Source organism: Collinsella sp. CLA-AA-H167, assembly GCF_040095305.1.
In the GTDB taxonomy this organism is placed as follows: Bacteria; Actinomycetota; Coriobacteriia; order Coriobacteriales; family Coriobacteriaceae; genus Collinsella.
The window spans coordinates 149,336-174,141 of record NZ_JBBNGA010000001.1 but is presented as its reverse complement, the minus strand read 5'-3'; the positions used below and the strand labels follow the sequence as shown (position 1 = coordinate 174,141).

Annotated in this window: 21 protein-coding genes, 1 other RNA gene and 1 riboswitch; of the genes, 8 read left to right on the top strand and 14 right to left on the bottom strand. The window is 59.7% G+C overall.

The window, feature by feature from the left end; all coding sequences use genetic code 11:
* Window positions 1-39: 39 nt before the first annotated feature.
* The 3 genes from AAAT03_RS00825 to rpsA all read right to left on the bottom strand — a co-directional run bounded on the left by AAAT03_RS00825 (window position 40) and on the right by rpsA (window position 2,837).
* Window positions 40-675, bottom strand: coding sequence for a YigZ family protein (locus AAAT03_RS00825; protein ID WP_349102358.1), 636 nt, complete (start codon window positions 673-675; stop codon window positions 40-42).
* A gap of 311 nt (window positions 676-986) precedes the next feature.
* Window positions 987-1,348: RNase P RNA component class A (rnpB, locus tag AAAT03_RS00820), an RNA gene on the bottom strand.
* Between the two features lie 322 nt (window positions 1,349-1,670).
* A complete protein-coding gene (rpsA, locus tag AAAT03_RS00815) occupies window positions 1,671-2,837 on the bottom strand; it encodes a 30S ribosomal protein S1 (RefSeq protein WP_022095232.1) in 1,167 nt (388 codons plus the stop codon).
* A gap of 315 nt (window positions 2,838-3,152) precedes the next feature.
* Between rpsA and AAAT03_RS00810 the strand changes: the two genes are divergently transcribed.
* Window positions 3,153-3,911, top strand: coding sequence for an HAD family hydrolase (locus AAAT03_RS00810; protein ID WP_117629411.1), 759 nt, complete (start codon window positions 3,153-3,155; stop codon window positions 3,909-3,911).
* Here AAAT03_RS00810 and AAAT03_RS00805 read toward each other — a convergent pair.
* Complete coding sequence (locus tag AAAT03_RS00805; protein WP_349102357.1) at window positions 3,908-5,227, bottom strand: L-serine ammonia-lyase, iron-sulfur-dependent, subunit alpha; 1,320 nt, start codon at window positions 5,225-5,227, stop codon at window positions 3,908-3,910. The genes AAAT03_RS00810 and AAAT03_RS00805 overlap by 4 nt on opposite strands.
* A gap of 271 nt (window positions 5,228-5,498) precedes the next feature.
* Between AAAT03_RS00805 and rpiB the strand changes: the two genes are divergently transcribed.
* Window positions 5,499-5,966 carry a ribose 5-phosphate isomerase B gene (rpiB, locus tag AAAT03_RS00800; protein ID WP_035138007.1) on the top strand — a complete coding sequence of 156 codons (468 nt, stop codon included), beginning with the start codon at window positions 5,499-5,501 and terminating at the stop codon, window positions 5,964-5,966.
* A 176-nt stretch (window positions 5,967-6,142) separates the two neighbouring features.
* Here rpiB and ndk read toward each other — a convergent pair whose 3' ends face one another.
* The 4 genes from ndk to AAAT03_RS00780 form a co-directional block, all read right to left on the bottom strand.
* Entirely contained in the window at window positions 6,143-6,547 is a 405-nt protein-coding gene (gene ndk, locus AAAT03_RS00795) for a nucleoside-diphosphate kinase (RefSeq protein ID WP_055251725.1), read from the bottom strand.
* 384 nt (window positions 6,548-6,931) lie between these two features.
* Window positions 6,932-8,362 carry an argininosuccinate lyase gene (argH, locus tag AAAT03_RS00790; RefSeq protein ID WP_349102356.1) on the bottom strand — a complete coding sequence of 477 codons (1,431 nt, stop codon included), beginning with the start codon at window positions 8,360-8,362 and terminating at the stop codon, window positions 6,932-6,934.
* A 118-nt stretch (window positions 8,363-8,480) separates the two neighbouring features.
* Window positions 8,481-8,651, bottom strand: a complete 171-nt coding sequence (locus AAAT03_RS00785; protein ID WP_156058436.1) for a hypothetical protein — start codon at window positions 8,649-8,651, stop codon at window positions 8,481-8,483.
* Window positions 8,652-8,884: 233 nt separating this feature from the next.
* On the bottom strand, window positions 8,885-10,111 hold the full coding sequence (locus AAAT03_RS00780; RefSeq protein WP_035138001.1) for an argininosuccinate synthase: 1,227 nt from the start codon (window positions 10,109-10,111) through the stop codon (window positions 8,885-8,887).
* Between the two features lie 554 nt (window positions 10,112-10,665).
* On the opposite strand from AAAT03_RS00780, the gene AAAT03_RS00775 reads away from it, so the two are divergent.
* On the top strand, window positions 10,666-11,493 hold the full coding sequence (locus AAAT03_RS00775) for an HAD family hydrolase (RefSeq protein WP_117629407.1): 828 nt from the start codon (window positions 10,666-10,668) through the stop codon (window positions 11,491-11,493).
* A gap of 343 nt (window positions 11,494-11,836) precedes the next feature.
* Here AAAT03_RS00775 and polA read toward each other — a convergent pair whose 3' ends face one another.
* Window positions 11,837-14,587 (bottom strand): DNA polymerase I, encoded by a 2,751-nt coding sequence (gene polA / locus AAAT03_RS00770; protein WP_349102355.1) that lies wholly within the window; start codon window positions 14,585-14,587, stop codon window positions 11,837-11,839.
* Window positions 14,588-14,753: 166 nt separating this feature from the next.
* Between polA and AAAT03_RS00765 the strand changes: the two genes are divergently transcribed.
* Together AAAT03_RS00765 and AAAT03_RS00760 are read left to right on the top strand one after the other, a co-directional pair.
* On the top strand, window positions 14,754-16,151 hold the full coding sequence (locus tag AAAT03_RS00765) for an aminopeptidase (protein ID WP_349102354.1): 1,398 nt from the start codon (window positions 14,754-14,756) through the stop codon (window positions 16,149-16,151).
* A gap of 103 nt (window positions 16,152-16,254) precedes the next feature.
* A complete protein-coding gene (locus AAAT03_RS00760; RefSeq protein ID WP_349102353.1) occupies window positions 16,255-17,064 on the top strand; it encodes a YaaA family protein in 810 nt (269 codons plus the stop codon).
* Between the two features lie 25 nt (window positions 17,065-17,089).
* Here the strand turns inward: AAAT03_RS00760 and AAAT03_RS00755 are convergent, their stop codons facing one another.
* Window positions 17,090-17,605, bottom strand: a complete 516-nt coding sequence (locus AAAT03_RS00755; protein ID WP_349102352.1) for a hypothetical protein — start codon at window positions 17,603-17,605, stop codon at window positions 17,090-17,092.
* 63 nt (window positions 17,606-17,668) lie between these two features.
* Window positions 17,669-17,784, top strand: a riboswitch (TPP riboswitch).
* Between AAAT03_RS00755 and thiC the strand changes: the two genes are divergently transcribed.
* Complete coding sequence (thiC, locus tag AAAT03_RS00750) at window positions 17,777-19,111, top strand: phosphomethylpyrimidine synthase ThiC (protein ID WP_117798206.1); 1,335 nt, start codon at window positions 17,777-17,779, stop codon at window positions 19,109-19,111. Its footprint overlaps the riboswitch before it by 8 nt.
* 178 nt (window positions 19,112-19,289) lie before the next feature.
* A complete protein-coding gene (gene thiD / locus AAAT03_RS00745; RefSeq protein WP_349102351.1) occupies window positions 19,290-20,120 on the top strand; it encodes a bifunctional hydroxymethylpyrimidine kinase/phosphomethylpyrimidine kinase in 831 nt (276 codons plus the stop codon).
* Window positions 20,121-20,372: 252 nt separating this feature from the next.
* On the opposite strand, the gene AAAT03_RS00740 is transcribed toward thiD, so the two are convergent.
* The 4 genes from AAAT03_RS00740 to AAAT03_RS00725 form a co-directional block, all read right to left on the bottom strand.
* On the bottom strand, window positions 20,373-21,032 hold the full coding sequence (locus tag AAAT03_RS00740) for an SGNH/GDSL hydrolase family protein (protein WP_117584214.1): 660 nt from the start codon (window positions 21,030-21,032) through the stop codon (window positions 20,373-20,375).
* Window positions 21,033-21,110: 78 nt separating this feature from the next.
* Window positions 21,111-22,244 (bottom strand): TIGR02452 family protein, encoded by a 1,134-nt coding sequence (locus AAAT03_RS00735; RefSeq protein ID WP_124786319.1) that lies wholly within the window; start codon window positions 22,242-22,244, stop codon window positions 21,111-21,113.
* Window positions 22,245-22,384: 140 nt separating this feature from the next.
* Entirely contained in the window at window positions 22,385-23,080 is a 696-nt protein-coding gene (locus AAAT03_RS00730; protein ID WP_349102350.1) for a Bax inhibitor-1 family protein, read from the bottom strand.
* An 80-nt stretch (window positions 23,081-23,160) separates the two neighbouring features.
* On the bottom strand, window positions 23,161-23,499 hold the full coding sequence (locus AAAT03_RS00725) for a hypothetical protein (protein ID WP_147325404.1): 339 nt from the start codon (window positions 23,497-23,499) through the stop codon (window positions 23,161-23,163).
* A 250-nt stretch (window positions 23,500-23,749) separates the two neighbouring features.
* On the opposite strand from AAAT03_RS00725, the gene AAAT03_RS00720 reads away from it, so the two are divergent.
* Complete coding sequence (locus AAAT03_RS00720; RefSeq protein ID WP_117584218.1) at window positions 23,750-24,799, top strand: inorganic phosphate transporter; 1,050 nt, start codon at window positions 23,750-23,752, stop codon at window positions 24,797-24,799.
* Window positions 24,800-24,806 lie beyond the last annotated feature (7 nt).

Here is a 24,806-nt window from a genome sequence, read left to right as displayed (position 1 = left end):
GCGCTTGGGATTCATCCAAAAGCACGCCGGCCGTCGTCGTTAGAACTCGGCAAATTCGGGAGTGCTGACCTCAATCTCCTCGCGCCCCGCCATAAGCTCGCGCATCTTAGCGCAAAACGGCTCTTGCTCCCCCGCTTTAAACACCAAGTGAAGTGTCACAGCATCCGCGTAATCGGTATCCGAAACCTTGGCACCCGAATCCTGCGCCAAGCGAAGCACCTGCTCATACTGTGGATAGGCCACATGCACATCAACCGGCACGACGCTCGTCATCTCGACGATCTGCCCGGCCTCCTGAGCCGCGGCCAACGCCGCCTGCGTCGCCGCGGTATAGGCACGCACCAAACCACCAGGCCCCAACAGCGTGCCACCAAAATAGCGCGTCACCACGCAGCAAACATTTTTGAGTCCTGCGCCGCGCAGCACCTCGAGCGTCGGCATGCCGCTCGTACGGCTCGGCTCACCGTCATCGCTCTGGCGCTCGCGTCCATCGACCAAAATCCACGCGGGAACATTGTGTCGAGCGTCGTAATGGCGCTTTCTAACCGTCTCGATAAAGGCATTTGCCTCATCTTCGGACTCAATATGGACCAGCTGGGCAATAAACCGACTCTTACGATCGACGAACTCACCCGTAGCCTCAATATTCGATTGCAGAGTAAAATAGCTGTCCAACAAAGCCCCTCAACAACAAGCAAAGCAACAAACAGTCTCAATAATACGGCAAAGCCCGCACCGATAACCCCGGCGAAAAGAATGGCAACGCCGATGAATCCGTCACCAACAGCGAGAACCCGTCAGCACGAGCAAGGTGCCTTGAAAGACAAGTTTGCGACAAAAATGGGGCCGCCGATGACCAGGCAAAAACAGCGAGACGGCGTCAGCTGAGTCGATTTGGCCCGAAAGAGGAGGGAGCACGCCTTATGGCGGCGACCGACGAATGAGCGCCAAATCGGCCAGCTGACGCCGTCGCAGCGTCAACATAGTTGCTGAGTGGGCTTGTAAGCCGGGTTCTGTCGTGAACGGTCATTTATCTTGTCTGCACGTTGCCATGCAGCTCCACGCACGCTACCCGAACGCGGACCGGGCCGGCCCATAGCGTTCCTATTCGCGCTTGCTCCGGATGGGGCTTGCCAAGCCGCCGTGTTGCCACGACGCTGGTGGTCTCTTACACCACCGTTTCAGCTTTTCCCTTTACGCCTTGCGGCGCAGGTGGGAGTCTTCTTTTCTGCGGCGCTTTCCGTCGGATCACTCCGCCCGGCCGTTAGCCGGCATCCCGCCCTCTGGAGCCCGGACTTTCCTCACGCGTACTGCAAGCAGCACATCGCGCGACCGTCTGGCCCACTCAGCAGTGCAAGAGTGTAGCACACCGTTACCGTAGGCAATGGCACAACGCAAACGCTCGACACGATAAACCAAGAACCGCCATGCACTACAATGGTCCTGTCGATGGGCAACGTCGTCAGTCGAGACGCGACCGCGCTCCGCACCCCTCCGTCTACTAGGTGTGTTCCCGCCTCCTCCCCGAGGCGGGATGTCGGCTTTTTTCATGCACCGACAATCCAATAGCCTGTGGACAGCCCGGCAGCATTGCGCATCTCGGCGCCAAATGAAAAAGGGACCCGTCCATTACGGACGGATCCCTTAAAACAAGTGATCGTCAAACCGAATTACTCGGCGTCGGTCTCCTCGTCCTTCTTCTCGGAAGGCAGCGGGGTAACCTCGATCTCGACGCCCAGAGTCTCAGCAGCAGACTTCATGGACAGGGAGATACGACGACGGTCGAGATCGATCTCCATGACCTTGACCTGAACCTTGTCGCCCACGTGGGTGACCTGAGAAGGCTGATCGACGTGCTTGTTGGCCATCTCGGAGATGTGCACCAGGCCCTCGATGCCCTCGCCCAGGTCGACGAAAGCGCCGAACGGGACAAGCTTGGTCACAGTGCCCTCGACGATAGCGCCGACGGGGTACTTCTTGACCAGTGCGCGCCACGGGTCCTCGGTGGTCTGCTTGAGACCCAGGGAGATGCGCTCGCGGTTGAGGTCGACGTCGAGAACCTCGACCTCGACCTCCTGGCCGACCTTGACAACCTCGGAAGGATGGTTGACGTGGTTCCAAGAGAGCTCGGAGATGTGGATGAGGCCGTCGATACCGCCGAGGTCGACGAAGGCGCCGAAGTCGACGATGGAGGAAACGGTGCCCTGGAGACGCATGCCAGACTTGAGCTTGGACAGGATCTCGGAGCGCTCGGCCTTACGGGACTCCTCAAGCACGACGCGACGGGAGAGGACGACGTTGTTGCGGTTGCGGTCCATCTCGATGACGCGGGCCTCGATGCGGGTGCCCATGTAAGAGGTGAGGTCCTTGACGCGACGGAGGTCGACGAGGGAAGCGGGCAGGAAGCCACGCAGGCCGATGTCGAGGATCAGGCCGCCCTTGACAACCTCGATAACCTCGCCCTCGACGTTCTCGCCGGAGTTGAACTTCTCCTCGATGCGGTTCCAAGCACGCTCGTACTCGGCACGCTTCTTGGACAGGACCAGACGACCGTCCTTGTCCTCCTTCTGGAGAACCAGAGCCTCGATGGGATCACCGAGTGCAACGATGTCTGCAGGGTTAGCGTCCTTGCGGATGGACAGCTCGCGGACCGGGATAACGCCCTCGGACTTGAATCCGATGTCAACGAGCACCTCGTCATGCTCGATCTTAACGACAGTGCCGTTAACGAGATCGCCCTCATCAAAGTCGGTAATCGTACCGTCGATGAGGTTGTTCATCTCCTCCTCGTTGACATCGTCAAGAGAGAAAATGGACGAGTTCTGAATCTCACTCAAAGGTGGACCCCTTTCGAACTACGGGGCCCCGATTGCTAGGACCTACAGAAGGGTGCGACAAGCACACAACGTTTAGGAACACTCGGGAGCCGACAGATACTAATGTGACGCTTATGCAATCACGTTCGTATAGGTTACGGGGAAATGAGTTCGATTTCAAGCGTGAACTGCGATTTTTTACTCGTGTGGAGACTTTTTCGTAATCTTATGAACACACGTCTCCGCAACTTGACGATAACCAGCCAGGCATTCGGCTTTGGGGTAAAGTATCCGGAGCCAACGATTCTAGATCGATTTTTCGAGAAAGGTGCCCGCGTGCTCAAAGCAGTCGTTTTCGATATGGACGAAACGCTTCTTAGCATCAACCTCAACGCGTTCATCCTTCGATATTTTAAGGATGTCTCTTCGATGCTCGCGGATATCGGTCGCCGCAGCCGCGGTGGCACGATGGCACGCCTCGGCACCATCCTGGTCGACCTCAACGCCAATCGCCGCAGCAGCACGGACAATCGCACCAATCTTGAGTTTTACCAAGAAGAGGTCGAGCGCCGATGCGGCATTTGCCTCTCGGACCCACTTATCTACGAGGCGTTTACCTACTACGACCGCGAAGTTCTTCCGTACAAGAATGACGAACTCATCAACGCCCATGCCATGCCGGGCGCACACGCCGCGCTTCAGACCGTACAGGACGCAGGGCTGCGCTGCGCGCTCTTTACCAACCCCAGCTTTCCGCAGGGGGCCATCGAGTGCCGCATGGGTTGGGGCGACCTGGCCGACGCCCCCTTTGAGCTCGTCACGCACATGGGAAACGCCACCCGCTGCAAGCCTGATGCCACCTACTATCTAGAGCAGCTTCAGGTGATGGGACTCGAACCGCACGAGGTCCTTATGGTGGGCAACGATCCCAAACGCGACTTCCCTAGTCCCGCCTGCGGCATTCAGACTGCCTATGTAGGCCAGGGCAAGCCCAACCGAGTCACCTGGCGCGGAACCATGGAAGGCTTCGCCCGCGACTTTAACGCCGTAGTAGAAGCCTTCTACGAACACCAAGTAGCCGACGAACTGTCTTAGCACACTTGGGTTTTGCCGATCATGATGTTGAGGATCTCGACGTCGGTATCTTTCATGCCCACACGGCCTACGTAGCCCATACTGGCGATTGTCTGCTCAACGGTATCTTGGATCAGGCCCTCGCCGGCGCGGAAGCCGCGACCCTGCATGGCCATATCATGGCCCAGAATCGCTGCATCGACGGCAGCCGAGATCTTGGCGGCACAGCTCGCCTTGGCGCCGTCGCACACGATGCCGCCCACGTTACCGAGCGTATTCGAGACCGTCGCGCCAATCTGCTCGCGCGTGCCACCGCACAGCCAGGTAATCGCAGCGCCGGCGCCGCACGCGGCGCAAATAGCACCGCAAAACGCCGAAAGCGCACCAATATAGCTCTTGATATGCACGGCGATAAGATCGGACAGCATCACGGCGCGCACCAGACGCTCGTGGTCGCAGCGCAGGTACTCGGCATACTCCATGACGGGCAGTGCGCAGGTAATGCCCTGATTGCCCGAGCCGCACACAATGGCGACCGGCAGCGCGCAACCGTTCATGCGGGCGTCGGACCCGGCGGCCGCACGGGCACGGGCACGGCAGGCGACGTCATCGGCACGAGCACCCAGCAGCGTACGACCCACCTCGGCGCCCCAAGCGTGCGCAAGGCCCTCGGCACTGATTGCGCCATTCAGCTCAATCTGACGCTCAACGGCAGCGCGGGCGCCCTCAATGTCACCGTCCTCGATAAAGTCGATGATGGAATCAATGGACATGGGCGTATCGGCGTTATCTGCCGCACGCTCGGCCACCACGCGCTCGGCGCAGGCGGCGCACTCCCCCGCCGACTTGCCGCATACCGGAATACCATCGAGCGTATGGCACGTGACATTAGTGTGGTGATCGGTAATCTCGACGACCGCGGTATGGCCCCCGGCCGTCGCAGTCACCTTGATGTAGAGGTTGGGCACACCCTCGACAAGCGACACATCGCAGTAGCCAGCGTCGGCGAGGAGCTCGGCCACGCGAGCGCGGTCTTCATCGTTAGCGCTCTCGAGCACCTCGAGCGCGCTCTTAGCATCGCCGCCCACGGCACCCAGCACGGCCGCGGCTTCAATACCGTGCATACCGCCCGAGTTGGGCACGGTCACGCTCTTAACGTTCTTGATAATGTTGCCCGAGCAGGCAACATCCATATGATCGGGTTCGCAACCGAGCGTCTGGCTCGCCAGCGCCGCTGCATAGGCAACGGCAATGGGCTCGGTGCAGCCGAGTGCACAGACAAGCTCGCGGTTCAAAACATCGCAAAACGCGGCATCACGGATGGAATCGGTAGGCATAGGTATCTCCTGCTTGCATAACGGGCTGGACTCTCAAAAAAGTTGGCTCCTTTATTTGATAACAATGCATCAAAAACCGCAACCACGGTTCCGGCGGACGGCGTTCAAGCGCAATCTGACGGCATTCATTCATGAAAAGCTAGTCTTGTTGCCTGCTAAAGCGTTTGACCAAAAAACGTCCGAGCGTTTACGCAAAAGTCGCGCTATCATGCAGTCGAACGCGGTAAACACCTTTAGCATTTGCGCCGCACAGACCAGAGAGGAACCATCCATGAAGATCGGTATCGGTAACGACCACGCCGCCGTCGAGCTCAAGAACATCATTTCCGAGCACCTGAAGGAGCGCGGCTGCGAGGTCGTGAATTTTGGCACCGACACCTCCGAGAGCTTCGACTACCCCATCGCCGGTTACAAAGTGGGCAAGGCCGTTGCCAACGGCGACGTTGACCTGGGTATCCTGATCTGCGGCACCGGCGTCGGGATCAGCCTGGCCGCCAACAAGGTCGAGGGCGTACGCGCCGTCGTGTGCTCCGAGCCCTTCAGCGCCAAGCTCTCGCGCATGCACAACAACACCAACGTGCTCGCCTTTGGCGCCCGCGTCGTTGGCTCCGAGCTCGCCAAGATGATCGTCGACGAGTGGCTCGACGCCGAGTTTGAGGGCGGCCGTCACGAGCGTCGCGTTAACCTCCTCAACGAGATCGACCACACGCGCGGCCTTAAGATCGTCGACGAGGCCTAAAGACTTACAAAGCCATACGCTAGCGTCAGCCCCCGCCCGGAAGAAACATCCGGACGGGGGCTCTTTAGTAGTTTTCTATGCGTTTACCAAAAATCTACCGGAATAAAAGGGCGCAGCGGTTGGAATTCCGCGGCGCCCAAGCCACACGCTAACAGCTTTAAGGAGTCAAAGCTGGTTTAGCCAAAGAAGCGCTTGATCTCGATCTCGGCGTTCTCCAGGCAGTCGGAGCCGTGGATCACGTTGGCGTTGACATCGACAGCGAAGTCGCCGCGAATGGTGCCGGGCGCAGCATCAAGCGGGTTGGTAGCGCCCATAAGGGTGCGCATCTTGGAAACAGCGGAGAGACCGGAAACGACCATCTTGACGACCGGACCGCTCGTCATAAAGTCGCAGAGACCGCCAAAGAAGGGCTTGTCGGCCAGATGGGCGTAGTGCTCCTCGACGGTAGCGCGCTCGAGCGTGGTCATCTCCATGCGCTCGATGACAAGGCCGCTACGCTCAATACGAGCAACGATCTCGCCGATCTTGCGATCGCGCACCGCGTCGGGCTTAATCATGATGAAGGTCTTCTCGATAGCCATAAGGTAGCCTTTCAAGTAGGTTCGCGCGTGCCCAAGTCCCATTCCGGCACCCGCCTGGACTGCATCGTAACAGAGTTTTAGCTGCAGTTAAACAAAAAGCTGTTTATTGAAACGCTGCAATTTATTAAAGCGCTCCATATGTGTCACTTCTGTTTCGAAGCCCGATTAGAGTACCATCCGACCGCTCATCAACCACATGGAACAGAGCGGGCGGTCGGTTGCCACCCGCGAACGTACCCCCTTCACAACCTGCCCAAAGGTCCTACAGAAGTTCTCGACAAGCCCCTCCCCCATAGCAGCAAAATAGGGGCGCCCGCATCAGCAGACGCCCGTAAAGCTAAAACGATTTATCAATAAATGGACAATACGTCTTCAGCCAAACCTCTACTTTGCCCCGTGACCCATCTCGACAACCTTGGTTAGCGATCCAAACACGCCTTCGTCGGCCACGAGCTGCGCCTCGGCACGCTGCAGCTGCACGGCAACGGCGGCAGAGGCGGTACCGCCCTCGGTCGTGCGCGCGGCGACAATCGACGGGATATCGAGCGCCTCGGTAATATCGCGCTCAAAGAGCGGGCTTGCCTCCTGGAACACCTCAAACGGCAGGTCCTCAAGATTGCAGCCGCGCTTCTCACACATCAGGACCAGGTGCCCCACCACGGCATGTGCCTCGCGGAACGGTAGACCGCGCTTTGCCAGGTAATCGGCAACATCGGTGGCGGCAAGGTGCCCCACGCCGCACTCGCGCGCCATGGCATCCTCGTTGACGGTCCAGGTCGAAATCATTCCGGCCATAACGGACAGGCACTGCATGAGCGTGTGAGCGGTATCGAGCGCGCCCTCCTTGTCCTCCTGCAAGTCCTTGTTATAAGCGAGCGGCAGGCCCTTCATGGTTACCAGCAGCTGCACCAGGTTGCCGTACACGCGACCGCTCTTACCGCGGATAAGCTCGGCAAAGTCGGGATTCTTCTTCTGCGGCATGATAGACGAGCCGGTGGAGTAGGAGTCTGAAAGCGTGATAAAGCCAAATTCGGAGCTCGACCACAGCACGATCTCCTCGGAAAGACGCGACAGGTGCATCGCCATGACGGATCCGGCGTAATGCAGATCGAGCAGGAAATCACGGTCGGAAACCGCATCGAGCGAGTTGGGAATCACGCCCGCAAAGCCAAGTTCGGCAGCCGTCATCTGGCGATCGAGCGGATAGCTCGTACCGGCAAGCGCGGCAGCACCCAGCGGGCAGTTGTCAGCGGCATCAAAGGCGGCCTTCAGGCGCGTAAAGTCACGCGCGAACATCCAGGAATACGCCAGCAGATGATGCGAGAGCAGCACGGGCTGAGCGTGCTGCATATGCGTGTAGCCCGGCAGAATCACCTTGTCGTACTTCTTGGCCGCATCCACCAGCACATGGCGCAGCTCAAGATTGGCCTCCATGAGCTCCTTGGCCAGCGCCTTGACGCCCAGGCGCGTATCGGTCGCCACCTGGTCGTTGCGCGAACGCCCAGTATGCAAGCGCTTGCCAGCCTCGCCGATACGACGCGTCAGCTCGCTTTCGATGGACATATGAATGTCCTCGTCGTTGATATCAAAGGTGAAGTTGCCGGCATCGATATCCTGTTCGATTCCGGTCAGGCCCTCGGCAATCGCCTGCTCGTCCTCGGCGCTGATAATGCCCTGGGCCGCCAGCATCTTGGCATGTGCCTTAGATCCGGCGATATCCTGCTTATAGAGATGTTTGTCAACCGGCAACGACGCGCCAAACTCCTGCGTGACCTCGGCCACGCCCGCCTCAAAACGACCGCCCCAAAGAGCCATGGAACCGTCCCCTTTCATCAAATCCCAAAACAAGCGCCCAAAGCAATGCGCCCTGTCGCTAAAGCGATTTCTCAACCGCTAGTTTTGCATATTCCCCACCATGTGCGAGGCCATATAGCTAATTTGCAAAGAAGTGACGCGCCATGCACTTGGCGCCCAACGTCTCCCTCCGAATGTTGCCCTGCGAACCATCGATCCAGGCCTTTAGGCTCATAGGAACGTCCTCGACCTTTGCAGCATCGAACTCGGGCGCGAGGGCAAGTAAAGCATGCGCGATAGCATTGAACATAATGGATACTCCCCATATATATAGGCGCAGGGCCGTCAAATTGATAGGAGGAGCCCCGCCGGACAACCCCGGCGGGGCTCGGACTCAGCCGCAGACGCGGCATCATATATGCGGGCGGAACGTAGGGGCCACCGATGTTAAGAAGTGTCAGCAAGCATAACGAAAGGTAGGGACCCCATGCGCCCGTTATGTATCACGCGGATGGGCCGCGCGGATACCAAAGGAAGGAGGCGCTAGGCCTGGGCGGCAGCAGAGCTGGGGCCCTGGACCTTAGCCCACGTCTTGAGCGACAGCGTATCGATCTCGATAAAGCCGGCGCTGGCCTTCTCGTCAAACGTAGTGTCGCGGTCGTAGGTAGCCAGACCGTAGTCATACAGGCTAAACGGGCTCTTGCGGCCGACGACATGGCAGTTGCCCTTAAAGAACTTCAGACGGACGGTGCCGGTCACGAACTTCTGGGTGTCGGCCATAAAGGCATCGAGCGCGTTTTTGAGCGGGCTGTACCACTGGCCGTTGTACACGGCGGTGGCCCAATCCTGCTCGAGCTTAATCTTGGTCTTGAGCAGGTCGCCCTCGACGCAGATGTCCTCGAGCGCCTTGTGGGCGGTGATGAGCGTCAGGGCGCCAGGAACCTCGTAGCACTCGCGACTCTTGAGGCCCACCAGACGATCCTCGACCAGGTCGAGACGGCCAAAGCCGTTGTCACCCGAAATCTTGTTGAGGGCGATGACGATCTCGGAGAGTTTCATCTTCTTGCCATCGACGGCGACGGGCTTGCCCGCCTCAAACTCAATCTCGGTGTAGGTCGGGGTGTCCGGCGTGTCCTCGGGATTCTTGGTCATAACCCAGGCGTCATCGAGCGGCTCGTTCCAGGGATCCTCCAGGTGGCCGCACTCAATGGCACGACCCCACAGGTTGTCGTCGATGGAATAGGGGTTGTCGTTGGCACCCTCGGGAACCGGCACGTTGTGGGCGTGAGCATAGGCGACCTCGTCGGGACGGCACTTCAGATCCCACTCGCGAACCGGGGCGATAACCTTAAGCTCGGGGTCGAGGGCCTTGACGGCAGCCTCAAAACGAACCTGGTCGTTACCCTTGCCGGTGCAGCCGTGGGCGACGTAGGTAGCGCCAAACTCGTGAGCGACCTCGACGAGCTTCTTGGCGAGCAGCGGGCGAGACAGGGCGGAGAGCAGCGGGTACTTATTCTCGTACATGGAGTTTGCGGCGATGGCCTTAGTCAGGAACTCATCGGAGAACTCATCGCGCAGGTCGAGCACCTGGCAATCAAGAACGCCCAGGTCGAGCGCCTTCTGCTTCTTGGCGTCCAGGCCGGTCTCCTCCTGGCCCACGTTGCCGCAGACACAAACGACATCGAGATTCTTCTCGTCCTGGAGCCACTTGACACATACGGATGTATCAAGACCACCGGAATATGCGAGAACGACTTTTTCCTTGCTCATGGCTGTTTCCTTTCGCCCTTGGTAGCTAATTAGAACATCGGTCAGTTGCAAGTCATTTCAAGGTCATATACCGTGCAATATCAGGTTAAATAGCAAAAATCAGCACATACATGCCCTAGAAACATGCAGCAATGTCGTGCTAAAACCCAACGACCTCAAAATGACTCTGTTGAGGCAATTCGCCCCATGCGGACAGAGACGATTGTTATCGTCGTCGGGAAATTGCGCGCTGGCGTCGGATGGCATTGTCTGCAGTGGTGATGATCTTTACGAACTGCATCTGCCTCTCCTTTCACCTATCGCCGGGCGCAATTCTAATATCGCAAACGGTACCTTTTCCTCGGTAAGCGGTGCTTTTGCCGTCTCCGTTTTCGATGGTCGCTATATTACGCTAAAGTGCCTGCTGTACAAGCGACAAATTCAAATTTCTGAAAAGTTTTTTCATTACTTTGTGAATGATGATGCAAATATGCGCCAATCCTGCGAAAATACGCCCGACTATCAAGTAGAGGGTCAATCACCCGAAACATTCTGGAAACCGAAAGGCGCGTTTTATGCAGACTTACGAATCAGACGCCAACATCGGCAACATTAAGATTCTCGCTGTCGATATGGACAAGACGTTACTGACCGACGAGCGCGTGCTGCCTCAGGGCCTCGACGAGCGCCTGGACAAGCTCGCCGAGGCTGGCATCGTGTTCTGCCCCGCCAGCGGACGCCCCGCCCCCAAACTCGAGGAGATGTTTGAGGACATCAAGAGCCGCATCGCTTTTTGCCCCGATAACGGCGCGTGCGTTATCTACCGCGGCAACTATATCTATAAGAGCACTATCGACGTGGCGCTGTATCAGCAGGTCTTGAGCCGCGCCTCGGAGGATTCGCGCGCTGTCCCCGTCCTGTGCTGCTTCGACGAGTTCTATGTACTTGCCCGCGATCATCAATACCACGACGAGATCAGCGTCTACTACAACACGATCAACTACGTCGATAGCTTTGAGGGCATTGACATCGAGTCTAACAAGATTTCGATCTTCTTCCCCGCCTACGATGCCGAGCCAGCGTTTCGCGAGGACTACAGCCCGGCATTCTCGGACCGACTCTATGTCACCAATGCTGGCCGCGAGTGGATCGACTTTATGAACCTGGGCGTCGACAAGGGGTCGGGCGTAGCACATCTCTGCGAGCGCCTGGGCATCGATATCGCCGACGCCGCTGCCGTGGGCGATACGTACAACGACATCCCCATGCTGGAGCGCGTCGGGCATAGCTTTATCGTGGACAATGCCGAGGAGCACATGAACGCGCATGCCAAATGGCGCATTCCGAGCAACAACGACGGGGGCGTACTGACGCTCATCGACGCCATCCTGGCGGCTCGGTAGCCGTCCCATCGGGCCTGACCGGGCGGCACGGGATAACTTTTCGCTCGGTCAGGTCCTGCGCAAGACGAAAGCCACATTAAGTGGCTTTCTTTGCGTGCGGAATCTACGAAAAGTTAACCCGTGCCGCCCGGCCAGGCCCTAGGTTTACTTTCCTGCCGCCAAGATGGCGTCTTGAGTGTCTAGATACTTAGCTGAAATGATTTGAGCAGAGGGGAGCTCCTTGTTGGGAGGGGCTCCCCTCTGCTTTGGTTACTGTGGGACAAATTAATCAGTAGTGTTTGTCCCAAATCTTAAGTATGTGGGGGCTTGCGTCTTGGACGAGCTTGCCTTACGGAGTGCTTCCCTATTTCGCGTCGGCCCAGGTTATGCCGGTACTGGCTTCGGCGATGAGGGGTACGCGTAGGTCTACGACGTGCTCCATGACGTCGCGGACCATGGCGGTGAGGCGCTCGACTTCGTTGACGGGGCACTCAAAGTCCAGTTCGTCGTGTACCTGCAAGATCATGTGGGCGGCAAAACCCTCTTCTTCCAGGCGGCGGCTTACGCGGGCCATGGCGATCTTGATGATGTCGGCGGCGGTGCCCTGCATGGGGTGGTTCATGGCCGTGCGCTCACCAAAGCCGCGGAGCTGTGGGTTTTTGGCCTTGAGCTCGGGAATATGGCGTCTGCGGCCATACATGGTCTCGGCATAGCCCGTCTGCTTGGCTCGCGCCACCACATTGTCGAGGAACGTGCGCACGCCCGGGTAGGCCTCGTAGTAGCGATCGATCATATCGCGCGCCTCGGCCATCGAGATGTGCAGCGACTGCGACAGACCATAGGCCTGCTGACCGTACACGATGCCAAAGTTCACGGCCTTGGCGCGGCTACGCAGGTCGGGTGTCACCTCGGACACCGGCACGCCAAATACGCGCGCGGCCGTCTCGGCATGGAAGTCCTCGCCCTCGTTGAAGGCGCGCACCAGGTGCTCGTCACCCGAAAGATGCGCGAGCAGGCGCAGCTCGATCTGCGAGTAGTCCACCGCCAAAAAGACGCTGCCCTCGCCCGCCGAGAACGCCGTCTTGACGGTACGCCCCAGCTCCGAGCGCGTCGGAATGTTTTGCAGATTGGGGTCGCTCGAAGACAAACGCCCCGTCGCGGTGATGGTCTGGTTGTACGTGGTGTGCACACGCCCGTCACCACGGCGCAGCGGGCCCAGCGTGTCCAGATAGGTCGACTTAATCTTGGACTTCTCACGCCAGTCCAAAATCAGGCGCACGATCTCGTGGTCGCGGGCAAGGTCGCTCAGCACCTTGGCGTTGGTCGAATAGTAGCCGCGCTTGGTCTTTTTGAGGCCCTTGGTCGGAAGTCCCATAACATCAAACAGCACGTGCGAGAGTTGCATGGGGCTGCCGATGTTAAAGGTCTCGTCGCCGGCCAGGTCGCGAATGCTGCGCTCGACATCGGCAATCTGGGTCGCCAGGCCCTCGGACAGACTGTGCAGGCGGTCGGGGTCCACGAGCATGCCCGCGCGCTCCATCTTGGCAAGCACCGGCACGAGCGGCATCTCGATCCCATCGAACACGTTGGCGGCGTTCTCGCGGGCCATGCGGTCACGCAGCGGTGCAACCAGCGCCAGCGTCAAGGCCGCCGTGCGAGCGGCGGGCGCAGGAGCGTCCTCGCCAGCACCCTCTGCGCCGCGCGCCGCAGGCAGCGCCATCTGCAGATACGTATCGGCCAGATACACCTCGTCAAACTCGGAGCGGTCGGAATCCAGCAGATAGGCAGCGACCACGGTATCGAAGATACGCGTGGAATCGACAGCGAGCGGATCCATGAGCTCGAGCTCAGAAGAATCGATGGGCGAAAGCTCATGCAGGAGTGCCTTCATATCCGGGCTCGCCACGCGGCCCTCCATAAACAGATGTGCGAGCACGCCGGCAATAACGCCGTGGACGAGGTTGAAGCCCTCAACCTCAGCCGCCGCACCGCCGTCGCCCTCCTCGAGCGAGAACAGGCCCTTGGACGTCGCCAACCACAGCGTGCGCGTCAGGCCAAAGAGCGCGCCCTCTTCCTTGTCGTCGTCCACCACGGCGGCGACCCACTCGCCGGCATCAATCGCGCGGGAGACCTCATCTGCAACGGCACCAAGCGCGTCAGTATCGCCGGCGGCTGCGCGCAAAACGGCGGGCATCTCAAACGTGCTGGCAGTGGCAGCAGCGCCACCCTCGCCGCCGATCAGCGCCAAGAAACGGTTCTGCATGGCGGTGATACCAAGCGTACCCAGCGCCGCAGACACCTCGTCGGCAGAAAACGCCGGGAAAGTCGTCGCCTCAAAATCGAGCTCAACGGGCGCATCGGTGCGGATGGTCGCCACCTTACGGCTCAGCAGCGCGTCGTCGATGTGTGCGCGCAGGTTTTCGCCCATCTTGCCCTTGACCTCATCGGCGTGTGCGATGACCTCGTCCAGGCTACCGTACTGCGCAATGAGCGCGCTCGCCTTTTTGGGGCCGATGCCCGGCACGCCGGGAATGTTATCCGACGTATCGCCCTTCAGGCCGTAAAAGTCGGGCACGAGCGCCGGCGTGATGCCGTGATACAGATCGTCCACGCTCTCGGGCGTCATGATCGCCACGTCGGACAGGCCCTTGCGGGTCGAGACTACGTTGACGTGCTCGGTCACGAGCTGATACATATCGCGATCACCGGTCACCAGCAGCATGTCGCAGCCGGCCTCCTCACCCAAGCGCGCCATGGTTCCCAGGATATCGTCGCCTTCCCAGCCCTCGGACTGCAGAATCGGCACATTGAGCGCACCGAGCAGCTCCTTGATCATCGGAAACTGCGCGTGCAGATCGGGGTCCATGGGTGGGCGCTGCGCCTTGTACTGCGGCAGCATCTCCATACGCACGCGCGGCTTGCCCTTGTCAAACGCCACAACGACTCCATCGGGGTTAAAGGCGTCGATCATCTTGAGAAACATATTCAAAAAGCCAAAGATCGCGTTGGTGGGGCGACCGTCCGGCGCGTTCATGGTGGGCGGCACGGCGTGAAAGGCGCGGTGCATGAGCGAGTTGCCGTCGATAACGGCAAAGGTACGGCGCTTGTCAGACATATTGAATACCTCGCTTTGGGCTGGGCACGGTTTGCTCACACCAGTTTACACGCTCCCCGCCCCACGGCCACCGCACATCAGGCTTCCCTGCCGCCGCGGGCCCGCGCGTGATACGATGGCTCACGGTACATCAACCAGCACGATCGATCCGAAAGGAGCCTGCGTCATGGAGCGTCCCTGCGCATGGAAAAAGTACACGCCACAGCAGATCGAGGAGCTCGAGGAGCTTTGCCGCGGCTACAAGCAGTTTTTGAGTGAGAACAAGACCGAGCGCCTGTGCGTCAAGACCGGTATCAAGATGGCCGAGGAGGCGGGCTACGTCAATCTGGAGACCGTGATCTCCGAGGGCCGCGCGCTCAAGGCCGGCGACAAGGTGTACGCCGCCAATCACGGCAAGGACCTTATGCTCGTCAACCTGGGCACCGCCCCGTTCGAGCAGGGCTTTAACATCCTGGGTGCTCACGTGGACTCGCCGCGCCTGGACCTCAAGCAGAACCCCGCCTTCGAGGCCGGCGACATGGCCTACCTCGACACGCACTACTATGGCGGCGTCAAGAGCTACCACTGGGTCGCTTCCCCGCTCGCACTCGTAGGCGTCATCTGCAAAAAGGACGGCACCACCGTCGACATCAACATCGGTGACAAGGCTGACGACCCGGTCTTTACCATCTCCGACTTGCTGATCCACCTCTCGAGCGAGCAGATGGCCAAGCCCGCCAAGGACGCCGTCGACGCCGAGATCCTCGACGTGATTGTGGGCGGCCGCCCCGTCAAGTTTGACGAGGACGACAAGGACGCTCCCAAGGAGCCCGTCAAGCAGATGTTCCTGGATATCCTCAAGGAGCAGTACGACGTCGAGGAGGAGGACTTCCTCTCCGCCGAGATCGAGGTCGTGCCCGCCGGCCCCGCCCGTGACATGGGCCTCGACCGCTCCATGATCTTGGGCTACGGCCACGACGACCGCGTCTGCGCCTACCCCTCCATGCTCGCCCAGATCAACGTCGCCAACGTGGAGCGCACGAGCATCACGCTCATCGTCGACAAGGAGGAGATCGGCTCCGTGGGCGCCACCGGCATGACGAGCCGCTTCTTCGAGAACACCGTCGCCGAGATCATGACGCTCGCCGGCGAGGACAGCCCGCTGGCCCTGCGCCGCGCACTCGCCCGCAGCCGCATGCTCTCCTCCGACGTGTCCGCCGGCTTCGACCCGGGCTACGCCGGCAAGTTCGAGACCAAGAACGCAGCCTTCATGGGTCGCGGCCTGTGCTTTAACAAGTACACGGGCAGCCGCGGCAAGGGCGGCTCCAACGACGCCGACGCCGAGTACGTGGCCCTCGTCCGCGACATCATGGACGAGGCCGGCGTGGACTTCCAGACCTGCGAGCTCGGCCGCGTCAACGCGGGCGGCGGCGGCACCATCGCCTACATCATGGCCAAGTACGGCATGAACGTCATAGACTCCGGTGTTGCCGTCCTATCCATGCACGCCCTGTGGGAGGTCGCCAACAAGGCCGACATCTACGAGGCCTACCGCGGCTACAAGGCCTTCCTCGAGCGCGCCTAACCAACCCTTCATCAGTTGCGGTGAAATACGGACTAAACTGGCCCATAAACGGCCAAAACAGACTGTATTCCACCGCAACTTCTTTTTTGGCAGAGGAGAGTTCATGCTCCAGGTCATCGTTTCACCCGCCAAGCAAATGCGCGCGGCACAAGATGCTTTTGAAGTTCAGGGGATTCCGCCCTTTGCGCGCGAGACCGCCCAGCTGCACCATGCGCTCTTGGACATCGAACGAACCGAAGGCGACAGCGGCCTACAAGCTCTATGGAACGTCAGCGACAAGCTGCTGGCCCCTTGTCTCGACATTTTGCATGAGTTCGAGCCCATCTTGGGAAACGACGATCTTGCCGATTCCGGTATCGCGTACCGCATCTCCCCTGCCATCATGTCCTATCACGGCATTCAGTACCAGAGCATGGCACCAGAGGTGATGGATTCCGCGCAGCTCGCATGGCTGCAAGACCATCTGTGGATTCTCTCGGGCCTTTACGGATGCGTACGCCCCTTTCATGCCGTTGAACCGTATCGGCTGGAGATGGGCGCGAAGCTCGCCGTTGACGATGCCCGAGATCTCTACGCGTTTTGGAGCGACAAGCTCGCGCGGGCTATCGCCCCGGCGGGCTCAAACACTACGATCGTCAACCTCGCCAGCGTAGAGTATGCCAAAGCCGCTCTGCCCCATCTCGCGGGCGACGCTACGGCCGTCACATGCCTCTTTGGCGAGGGTATCCGCAACGGGAAGCCCATCCAACGGTCGACCGCCAGCAAAAAGGCGCGCGGCTCCATGGTGCGGTGGATGGCTGAAAGCAAGCTCGAGGATGCAAGCGGGCTTACCGCATTCAACATCGGCTATCGTCACATCCCCGAGCTTTCAGACGAAAACACTCTGGTTTTCATGAACGCGCAGGCACAATAGGCCCGCCGTTTCCAACCCCCCCCCGTTACTCCGCCAAGCCGTCGGCTTTGGCAACTTCGTTTGTCGAGCCATTTTGGTAGGTAATCTTAACGTGCTCTACCTCGGACACCGCAACACCCGATGGGGGCTCCAAGCGCCATTCCGTCAGCGCGATATCCATAGTCGTAGGCACGTCGCCCTGATTCTTGAGCTTCACCGCCAGCGTTTTGAGCGCCGCATCATACGTCACGCGTTCGATTTCTTCGCCCGGAATAGACCCGCCGCTCAACTGCAGCTGCACAAACTCGTCGCGCGGATACCAATAGTCGCCCGGCGCGGCAACGGTATTGCCGCCCGTAACCTTCACTGTCATGATCGGCAGGGCATCGTCGGCCTCGAACTCCCATGCAGCGCCGCCGTGACCGCCAAACGTCCAGATACAAAAGGCAATCACCAGCACGGCAAGCACCGCAAAACCAATCGCGACAAGGCCATGGTGCGCACGGCTTTCCTCGGCCGATACATCCCATTGCGTCTCTCGATATAGATGCTTGTCTTCCATGTTCGCCTCCCCACAGGCACGCTCGTTAGGCCAATCGTACCCATTCGAGCTATACTTGAGCCCATTACATAAACGGGGAGCTTGCAGGACAAGACGGCAGGCTGAGACTGGGCGCGCCCGCCCTGACCCGCAAACCTGATATGGGTAATGCCAACGAAGGGAGCTGTGCCAATGAGCACACAGACCGAGCCCAAGCTCGTCACGCAAATCGACTTCGCCCGCGCCGGGCAGATCACGCCGCAGATGAAGGAAGTCGCCGAGCGCGAGCATCGCGACCCCGAGTACATCCGCGAGCGCGTGGCCGACGGCCGCATCGCCATTCCCGCCAACATCGTGCACATCAAAAAAGGCATGCGCGCCTTTGGTGTCGGCGAGGGCCTGTCTACTAAGGTCAACGTCAACCTGGGCATCTCGGGCGATAAAGCCGATGCCGCCGAGGAATGGAAGAAGGTCAAGATCGCCGAGGACTTTGGCGCCGACGCCATCATGGACCTTTCCAACTCGGGCAAGACGCGCCAGTTCCGCCAGCAGCTCATCGACGAGACACCGCTCATGGTGGGCACCGTCCCCATGTACGACGCCATCGGCTATATGGAAAAGCCGCTGGTCAAGCTGACCAAGGATGACCTGTTCGAGGTCGTGCGCGCGCACGCCGAGGACGGCGTGGACTTTATGACCATCCACTGCGGCATCAACAAGTCGGTCACCAAGACCTTTAAGGAGACCGGCCGCTTGATGAACATCGTGAGCCGCGGCGGCTCGCTGCTGTTTGGCTGGATGGAGGTCACCGGCAACGAAAACCCCTTCTACGAGTACTTTGACGAGCTGCTCGAGATTTGCCACGAGTACGACGTGACGATTTCGCTCGGCGACTCCTGCCGCCCGGGCTGCCTCTACGACTCCAACGATGCCACCGAGACCGCCGAGATGATCGAGCTGGGCAAGCTGTGCAAGCGCGCTTGGGCCGCCGGCGTCCAGGTCATGGTCGAGGGCCCGGGTCACATGGCGCTCGACGAGATCGCCGCCAACATGAAACTGCAGAAGCGCCTGTGCCACAATGCCCCGTTCTATGTGCTCGGGCCGCTGGTGACCGATATCGGCGTGGGTTACGACCACATCACCGCCGCCATCGGCGGCGCCATCTCCGCCAGCTCCGGTGCCGACTTCCTGTGCTACGTGACGCCCGCCGAGCACCTGTGCCTGCCCGACGCCAAGGACGTGCTCGACGGCCTCATGGCCACCAAGATCGCCGCGCACGCCGCCGATATCGCCAAGAAGGTGCCGCACGCCCGCGACATGGACGACAAGATGGGCCAGGCACGCCGCAAGCTCGACTGGGATGCCATGTGGAAGTGTGCTCTCGACCCGGTCACCGGCAAGAAACGCTACGAAGAATCCCCCGCCGCCACCGAGGGCACCTGCACCATGTGCGGCAAGATGTGCGCCGTCCGCACCGTTAACAAGGTGTTCGAAGGCACGACGATCGACCTCGGCATGGAGGACTAACTCGTCACCGGAGCCACAATCGGTAACATGGTGTTCGTCAATTGTTGACGTGTGAACATTTGCTTACATTTGCGTAAAGATTGCATCGCTCGCCCGGGTTCGTCATAGAGCCGGCCCGGGCATCTTTATAATGCTGGCTTAAAGACCCATTTGATTCCGACCGAACAAGGGAGCGAACATGGATCGCAGTAAGGTACCTGCCGTTCTATCCATCGCAGGATCCGATTCCAGCGGCGGCGCCGGCATTCAGGCCGACATCAAGACCATCACGGCACACCGCCTGTATGCCGAGACGGCCATCACCGCCATCACCGCACAAAACACGCTCGGTGTCACCGCCGTGCAGAATATCTCCCCTGATATCGTCGCTGCGCAGATCGACGCCGTATTTGACGATATCCGCCCCAGCGCCGTCAAGATCGGCATGGTTTCCTCTGCCGAGATTATCGAGGTTATCGCCGACCGCCTGAGCGCCTGGAACGCGACAAACGTGGTCGTCGACCCCGTCATGGTAGCCACCTCGGGCGCACGGCTGATTGCCGATGATACCGCCGAGGCGCTCACCCGCCGCCTGTTCCCACTAGCAACCGTCATCACGCCCAATATTCCCGAGGCCATGGCCCTGCTTGACTACGAGGTCGACTCCGAGCGCACACAGCAAAATGCTGCCATGCTCCTCACCCGCCGCTTTGGTTGCGCATCCCTCGTTAAGGGTGGGCATCTTGTCAACGAGGCCAACGATGTATTGGCCGAACCCGCGCCACTCGATGACGAGGGCAACCATCTGGGCGATCCGCTCACCACGTGGTTCCGCCACAAGCGCATCGAGACCGACAACACACACGGCACCGGCTGCACGCTTTCGTCCGCCATCGCCTGCGCGCTGGCCCAGGGCATGGATCTTGCCGATGCCGTCAACGCCGGCAAGGCATACCTGACAGGCGCTCTGGCCGCCGGCCTGAACATGGGCAAAGGCTCCGGCCCCGTCAACCACATGTGGCAATATTAAGATTCGCAGCCCAAAACCGCCGCAAAGGGGACAGGCACCTTTGCGGTGGCTCCCACAAACATCTCGATCTGTAACAGTAACTCGGCAAAATCGACCCTAGATGTTACAGATCAAGACAAACAATCGATATCGACCTAAATAATCTTAATCTGTAACATCTAGCCCGTTTTCGGCCTTGGAACTGTTACAGATCAAGACAAACAAACGAAACAAGCCCCCGCAAGGGGAACTCTGTGGTGGTTTGGGGCCGTGCTACTCACCGAGCATCTCTTGGAGCTTGGCTGCCACGGCATGTCCCAAGCTCTCGTGGCTTTCGGGCATCATATGCAGATAGTCGATATCGCCCGGCTCGGCAAACTCGGCGGCATTCAAAAAGTCGCAGCCAAACTGCTCGGCCACGTGCGCATAGTACTCGCCAAAATGTTCAGATGCCTCGACGGAACGCTCGTCAAAATCGGTCATATATACATCGGCGATCTGCGGCTTGATCTTGATAGGAGCCATCAACAGGATGCGCGGGCAAGGCGCAGCGTCGGTCCACGGAAACGCGCGGACGGCGCGAATCAGCGCCATGGCGCCACGGGCGATATCGGAAGCTGTCACGTTAAAGACCGTCTTACAGTCGTTGGTGCCCAGCATGATCACAATGGCGTCCAGCGGCTTATGGGCCTCGAGCAGCATCGGAAGCGCGCGAATGCCGTTGAGGTTAGTGTCCAGATGGCACATGTCGTCGCGTACCGTCGTGCGGCCGTTGAGGCCTTCTTCAATTACATGCCAGCCCTCGCCTAAGTCACGTTGGACCACGCCACACCAGCGCACATCCTGCGCATAGCGCACCGCGGTACCGTCGCGCATGCCCGCCGGATCGTAACCATAGGTGTTGCTGTCACCAAAGCACAGAACGTTTTTCATCGTAAGCTCCCCACTCAATAAAAAGCCGACAGGAGCAGCCTCTCCCGTCGGCTCGGTATATCGCATCACGAGCACCGTTTACAGGTACTTGCGCCAGTCGTCGTCATCCTCGTCATCCTCGGCAGCGGCCTGAGCCTGCTCGGCGGCACGGGCGGCTGCGGCGCGGGCGGCAACCTGGGCATAGGACTCCTCGTTTCGCTCGGGGAAGTTTGCCAGCACGTGCTCGAATTTGGCGAAGTCCTCGTCCCAGCGCGTAGAGGGCACGGCAAAGAAGACCTGCTTGACCTTGAAGTCGCCCGATGCGAGCTCCTTGCGGAAGAGCTCGGCCACGGCCTCGGCATCAAAGCCGTTGTTGTCGCAGCCCCATGCGCCCAGCACGAGCTTCTCGCGACCCAACTCGTCGCAGATGGCGAGCACAAAGCGAATGCGGTCGCGCAGGGCATCCAGCAGAGCATCGTCGCTCACGCGATACTCCTGGCGGGCGCGCTTAACGTTGGGCGCGGCGGCCACGATCACGTCGGCGTATGCATGCACGTGGTTGCGGTCGAAGCGCACCGCAGGCACCACTAGGGCACGGTTACGATAGAGCTCGCAGTTGATGTTGCGGCGACGGTTCTCGCCGTACCACTTACGCTGCCTATCGAGAACGTTGTACAGATACGAATCGGCGCACAGCGTGGCCTCCTGGCCCAGATAACCCTGAATATATCCACCGCCCGGATTGGTAAACGAAGCAAAGGCGAGCACGGCCATGTCGCAGAACTGCGCATAGCCGCGACCGTTATCGAGGATTGCCTGCGTGGCGGAGGCATCAAGCACAGTGACCTCGGGCAGGACCGGAGCGGGCTCCTCAGCAGGCGCGGACTCAGCTTCGGCGATTTCCTCGGCAGGCTCCTCGACGGGCTCGGGCGCCGCCTCGGTCTCGGGCGCTGCCTCGACCTCGGCAGTCTCCGCGTTCTCGACGTCCTCGGCGACCTGCTCTTCGGGGGCCACAGCACTCTGAACCTTGGCCTTCATCGCCGCGACAAAGCCGGCAGGCATACCGTCAAACTCGCGAACACCGGCAAGCGAACGCTCGATATCCTTGGCGCACGCTTCGGACACAGTTGCCACGTGACGCTCGGCGGCCTTGGCACGGGCCTCGCGCTTGGGATTGGGCTGACCCGCTCGGTTGGACCTGCGGTTACGGTTCCTGTTGTCGACGTCTGCCATACGTGGCCACCTTTCCTGTCGCTGCCGCTATCGGCTTTTCCCATCCATGATACCCCGCCGCGCACAAAAAAGACGGCCCCGAAGGACCGCCTTTCGCATCGTTTTACCGTGTCCGGCAGGAAGCATCGCAATGCCGCGCTTTAATCGCGACGGCCGAGGATGTTCAGAATGCGCAGGAACACGTTGATAATGTCCACGAACAGGTTGGATGCCATGAGCACGGCGTTGGGCAGCGTGGGCGGCACCGTCGTTGCCACATAGGTGTCGTAGCCGATGAAGCCGGCGAACACCACGATCACGATCAGGTCGGTGATGGACTGCGAAACGCCCATGAACATCAGCACGATCTCGACCAGAATCGTGGCAAGCAGGATGCCAAAACCAATGCCATACACACGCTGGAAGAACTTGGGGAAGGTCACGCCCAGCGCACCAAAGACAAAGGTGATGGCGGCCGTGGCGATAAAGGCGGTGTTAATGGTAGGCAGGTCGTAGTTGGCAAGACCAAACGACGCCGTCAGGCCAAAGGTGCTCGCAAAGACCACGTAGCCCACGAGTGACAGGCCCACGGACTGTTTGCTGGCAGCAGCCGACATCATGACCATGCCGACGATGGTCAAAATAAATGAGCCAAAGACCAGCGGCAAAGCGGCGCCGCTCATCATCATGCGCGCAAACGACATGGTGCTCGTAAAGTAAACACCGGCGCCCATGGCGCAAAAGCCCAAAAAGATCAGAGCAGACATGACAAGGTTGCACGCGCGCGGCGACATCTCCTTGGCACGGCTTGCGCCGGTCTCGATGGGGCCATTCTGATAGCCCTGGATATCGTTCATAATTTCGTCCTTTCAAAAAGCACCGCGACGGCGCCGTAGCTGACAAGTTTCCTGCCATTGTACCCGAACGCCACGCGTTCTTACCTGCGGCGCCCGCTCTCGAGTGTTCGGTCGAACGCCCACACCCACCAACGCATCACGTGTGCCTGCGAGCCGTCCGCCCGCTCGCGCGTCTGGTCCTCCAGATACAACTCGGTCGCGTGCCCGCCAAAACGCACCTTATAGGTTGCCGTACGAATGCCGTGAACCGTCAGGCCAAACCCAGTGGTCGAGACAATCTCGTCAATCGTAAAGCAACGACCGTCGACCCAGCAGACGGTGACCGGCACGACCTGTCCGCCCGCGAGGATGCGAGCCACGACGTCCACATACTGCTTGTGCACGCGCCGAGTTTTGCCATCTGTCTGTCGATATTCCATGCCTCCTATTATCGAACGCATGTTTGCATGTTGTAAAGCGAACAGGCTGTGGTTTTGGGGTGTTGGGGCGCGCGCACGTGTCCTCATGGTGTGTTAGCAAAAAGAACACCCACGGTCAACAGGGCTAATATTCATTTTTAGTGCCAAAAAATTCACTGCTCCCATCAGAACTCGGTAAAGAAACCCGCAGGAGGTGATACGATTTATCATGTTTCTGTAACGTGCCTGCAAACTTCGAGAAAGCCCATATATGGACGTAACGTTCTCAACCTTCCTCGGCCAACTTGTGTCGAACCCAGTCCTTGCCGTCACCGTGATCCTCGCGCTCGGCGCCATCTTCGTCAATGGATGGACCGACGCACCCAACGCCATCGCGACCTGCGTCACTACGCGTTGCATGCCCGCCCGCGCCGCTATTCTCATGAGTGCCGCATTCAACTTCCTTGGCGTGCTCATCATGACGCACTTTAACGCGAGCGTCGCCAACACCATCTCCCATATTGTCGACTTTGGAGGAAACAGCACCATGGCGCTCGCCTGTCTGTGCGCGGCGCTGTTCTCCATCGTCGTCTACGGCGCCACAGCGTCGCGTTTTGGCATCCCCACCTCGCAAAGCCACAGCCTTATCGCCGGCCTGACCGGTGCCGCCATCGCCCTCGGCGGTGCGAGCAGCGTCAACGTCCACGAGTGGATGAAGGTCATCTACGGCCTGGCGCTCTCCATCGGTCTGGGCTTTGTCATGGGCTGGGTCCTGTGCAAGCTCGTCTCGATTCTTTTCGCCGCCGCCAACAGGCGACGTGCCAATGTCTTCTTTAAATACGCTCAGATCGCGAGCGCTGCGGCCATGAGCTTTATGCACGGCGCGCAGGATGGACAGAAGTTCATCGGCGTGCTCTTTTTAGGCGTGGCCTTTGCCAGCGGCCAGACGAGCGTCGGCGATGCCGGCATCCCCATCTGGATTATGCTGCTATGCTCGGCCACCATGGGCATCGGCACCAGCGTGGGCGGCGAGCGCATCATCAAGTCCGTTGGCCAGAGCATGGTCAAGCTCGAAAAGTACCAGGGCTTCTCCGCCGACCTGGCGGGCGCCGCGAACCTGCTGCTTGCCACCCTTACCGGCATCCCCGTGTCCTCCACACACATCAAGACCTGCGCCATCATGGGCGTCGGTGCCGTCAAGCGCCTCTCGGCCATCAACTTCGGCGTCGTCAAGGACATGATGTTCACCTGGTTCTTCACCTTCCCCGCCTGCGGACTCATCAGCTTTGTCATGGCCAAGCTGTTCATGATGTTCCTCTAGTCAAACC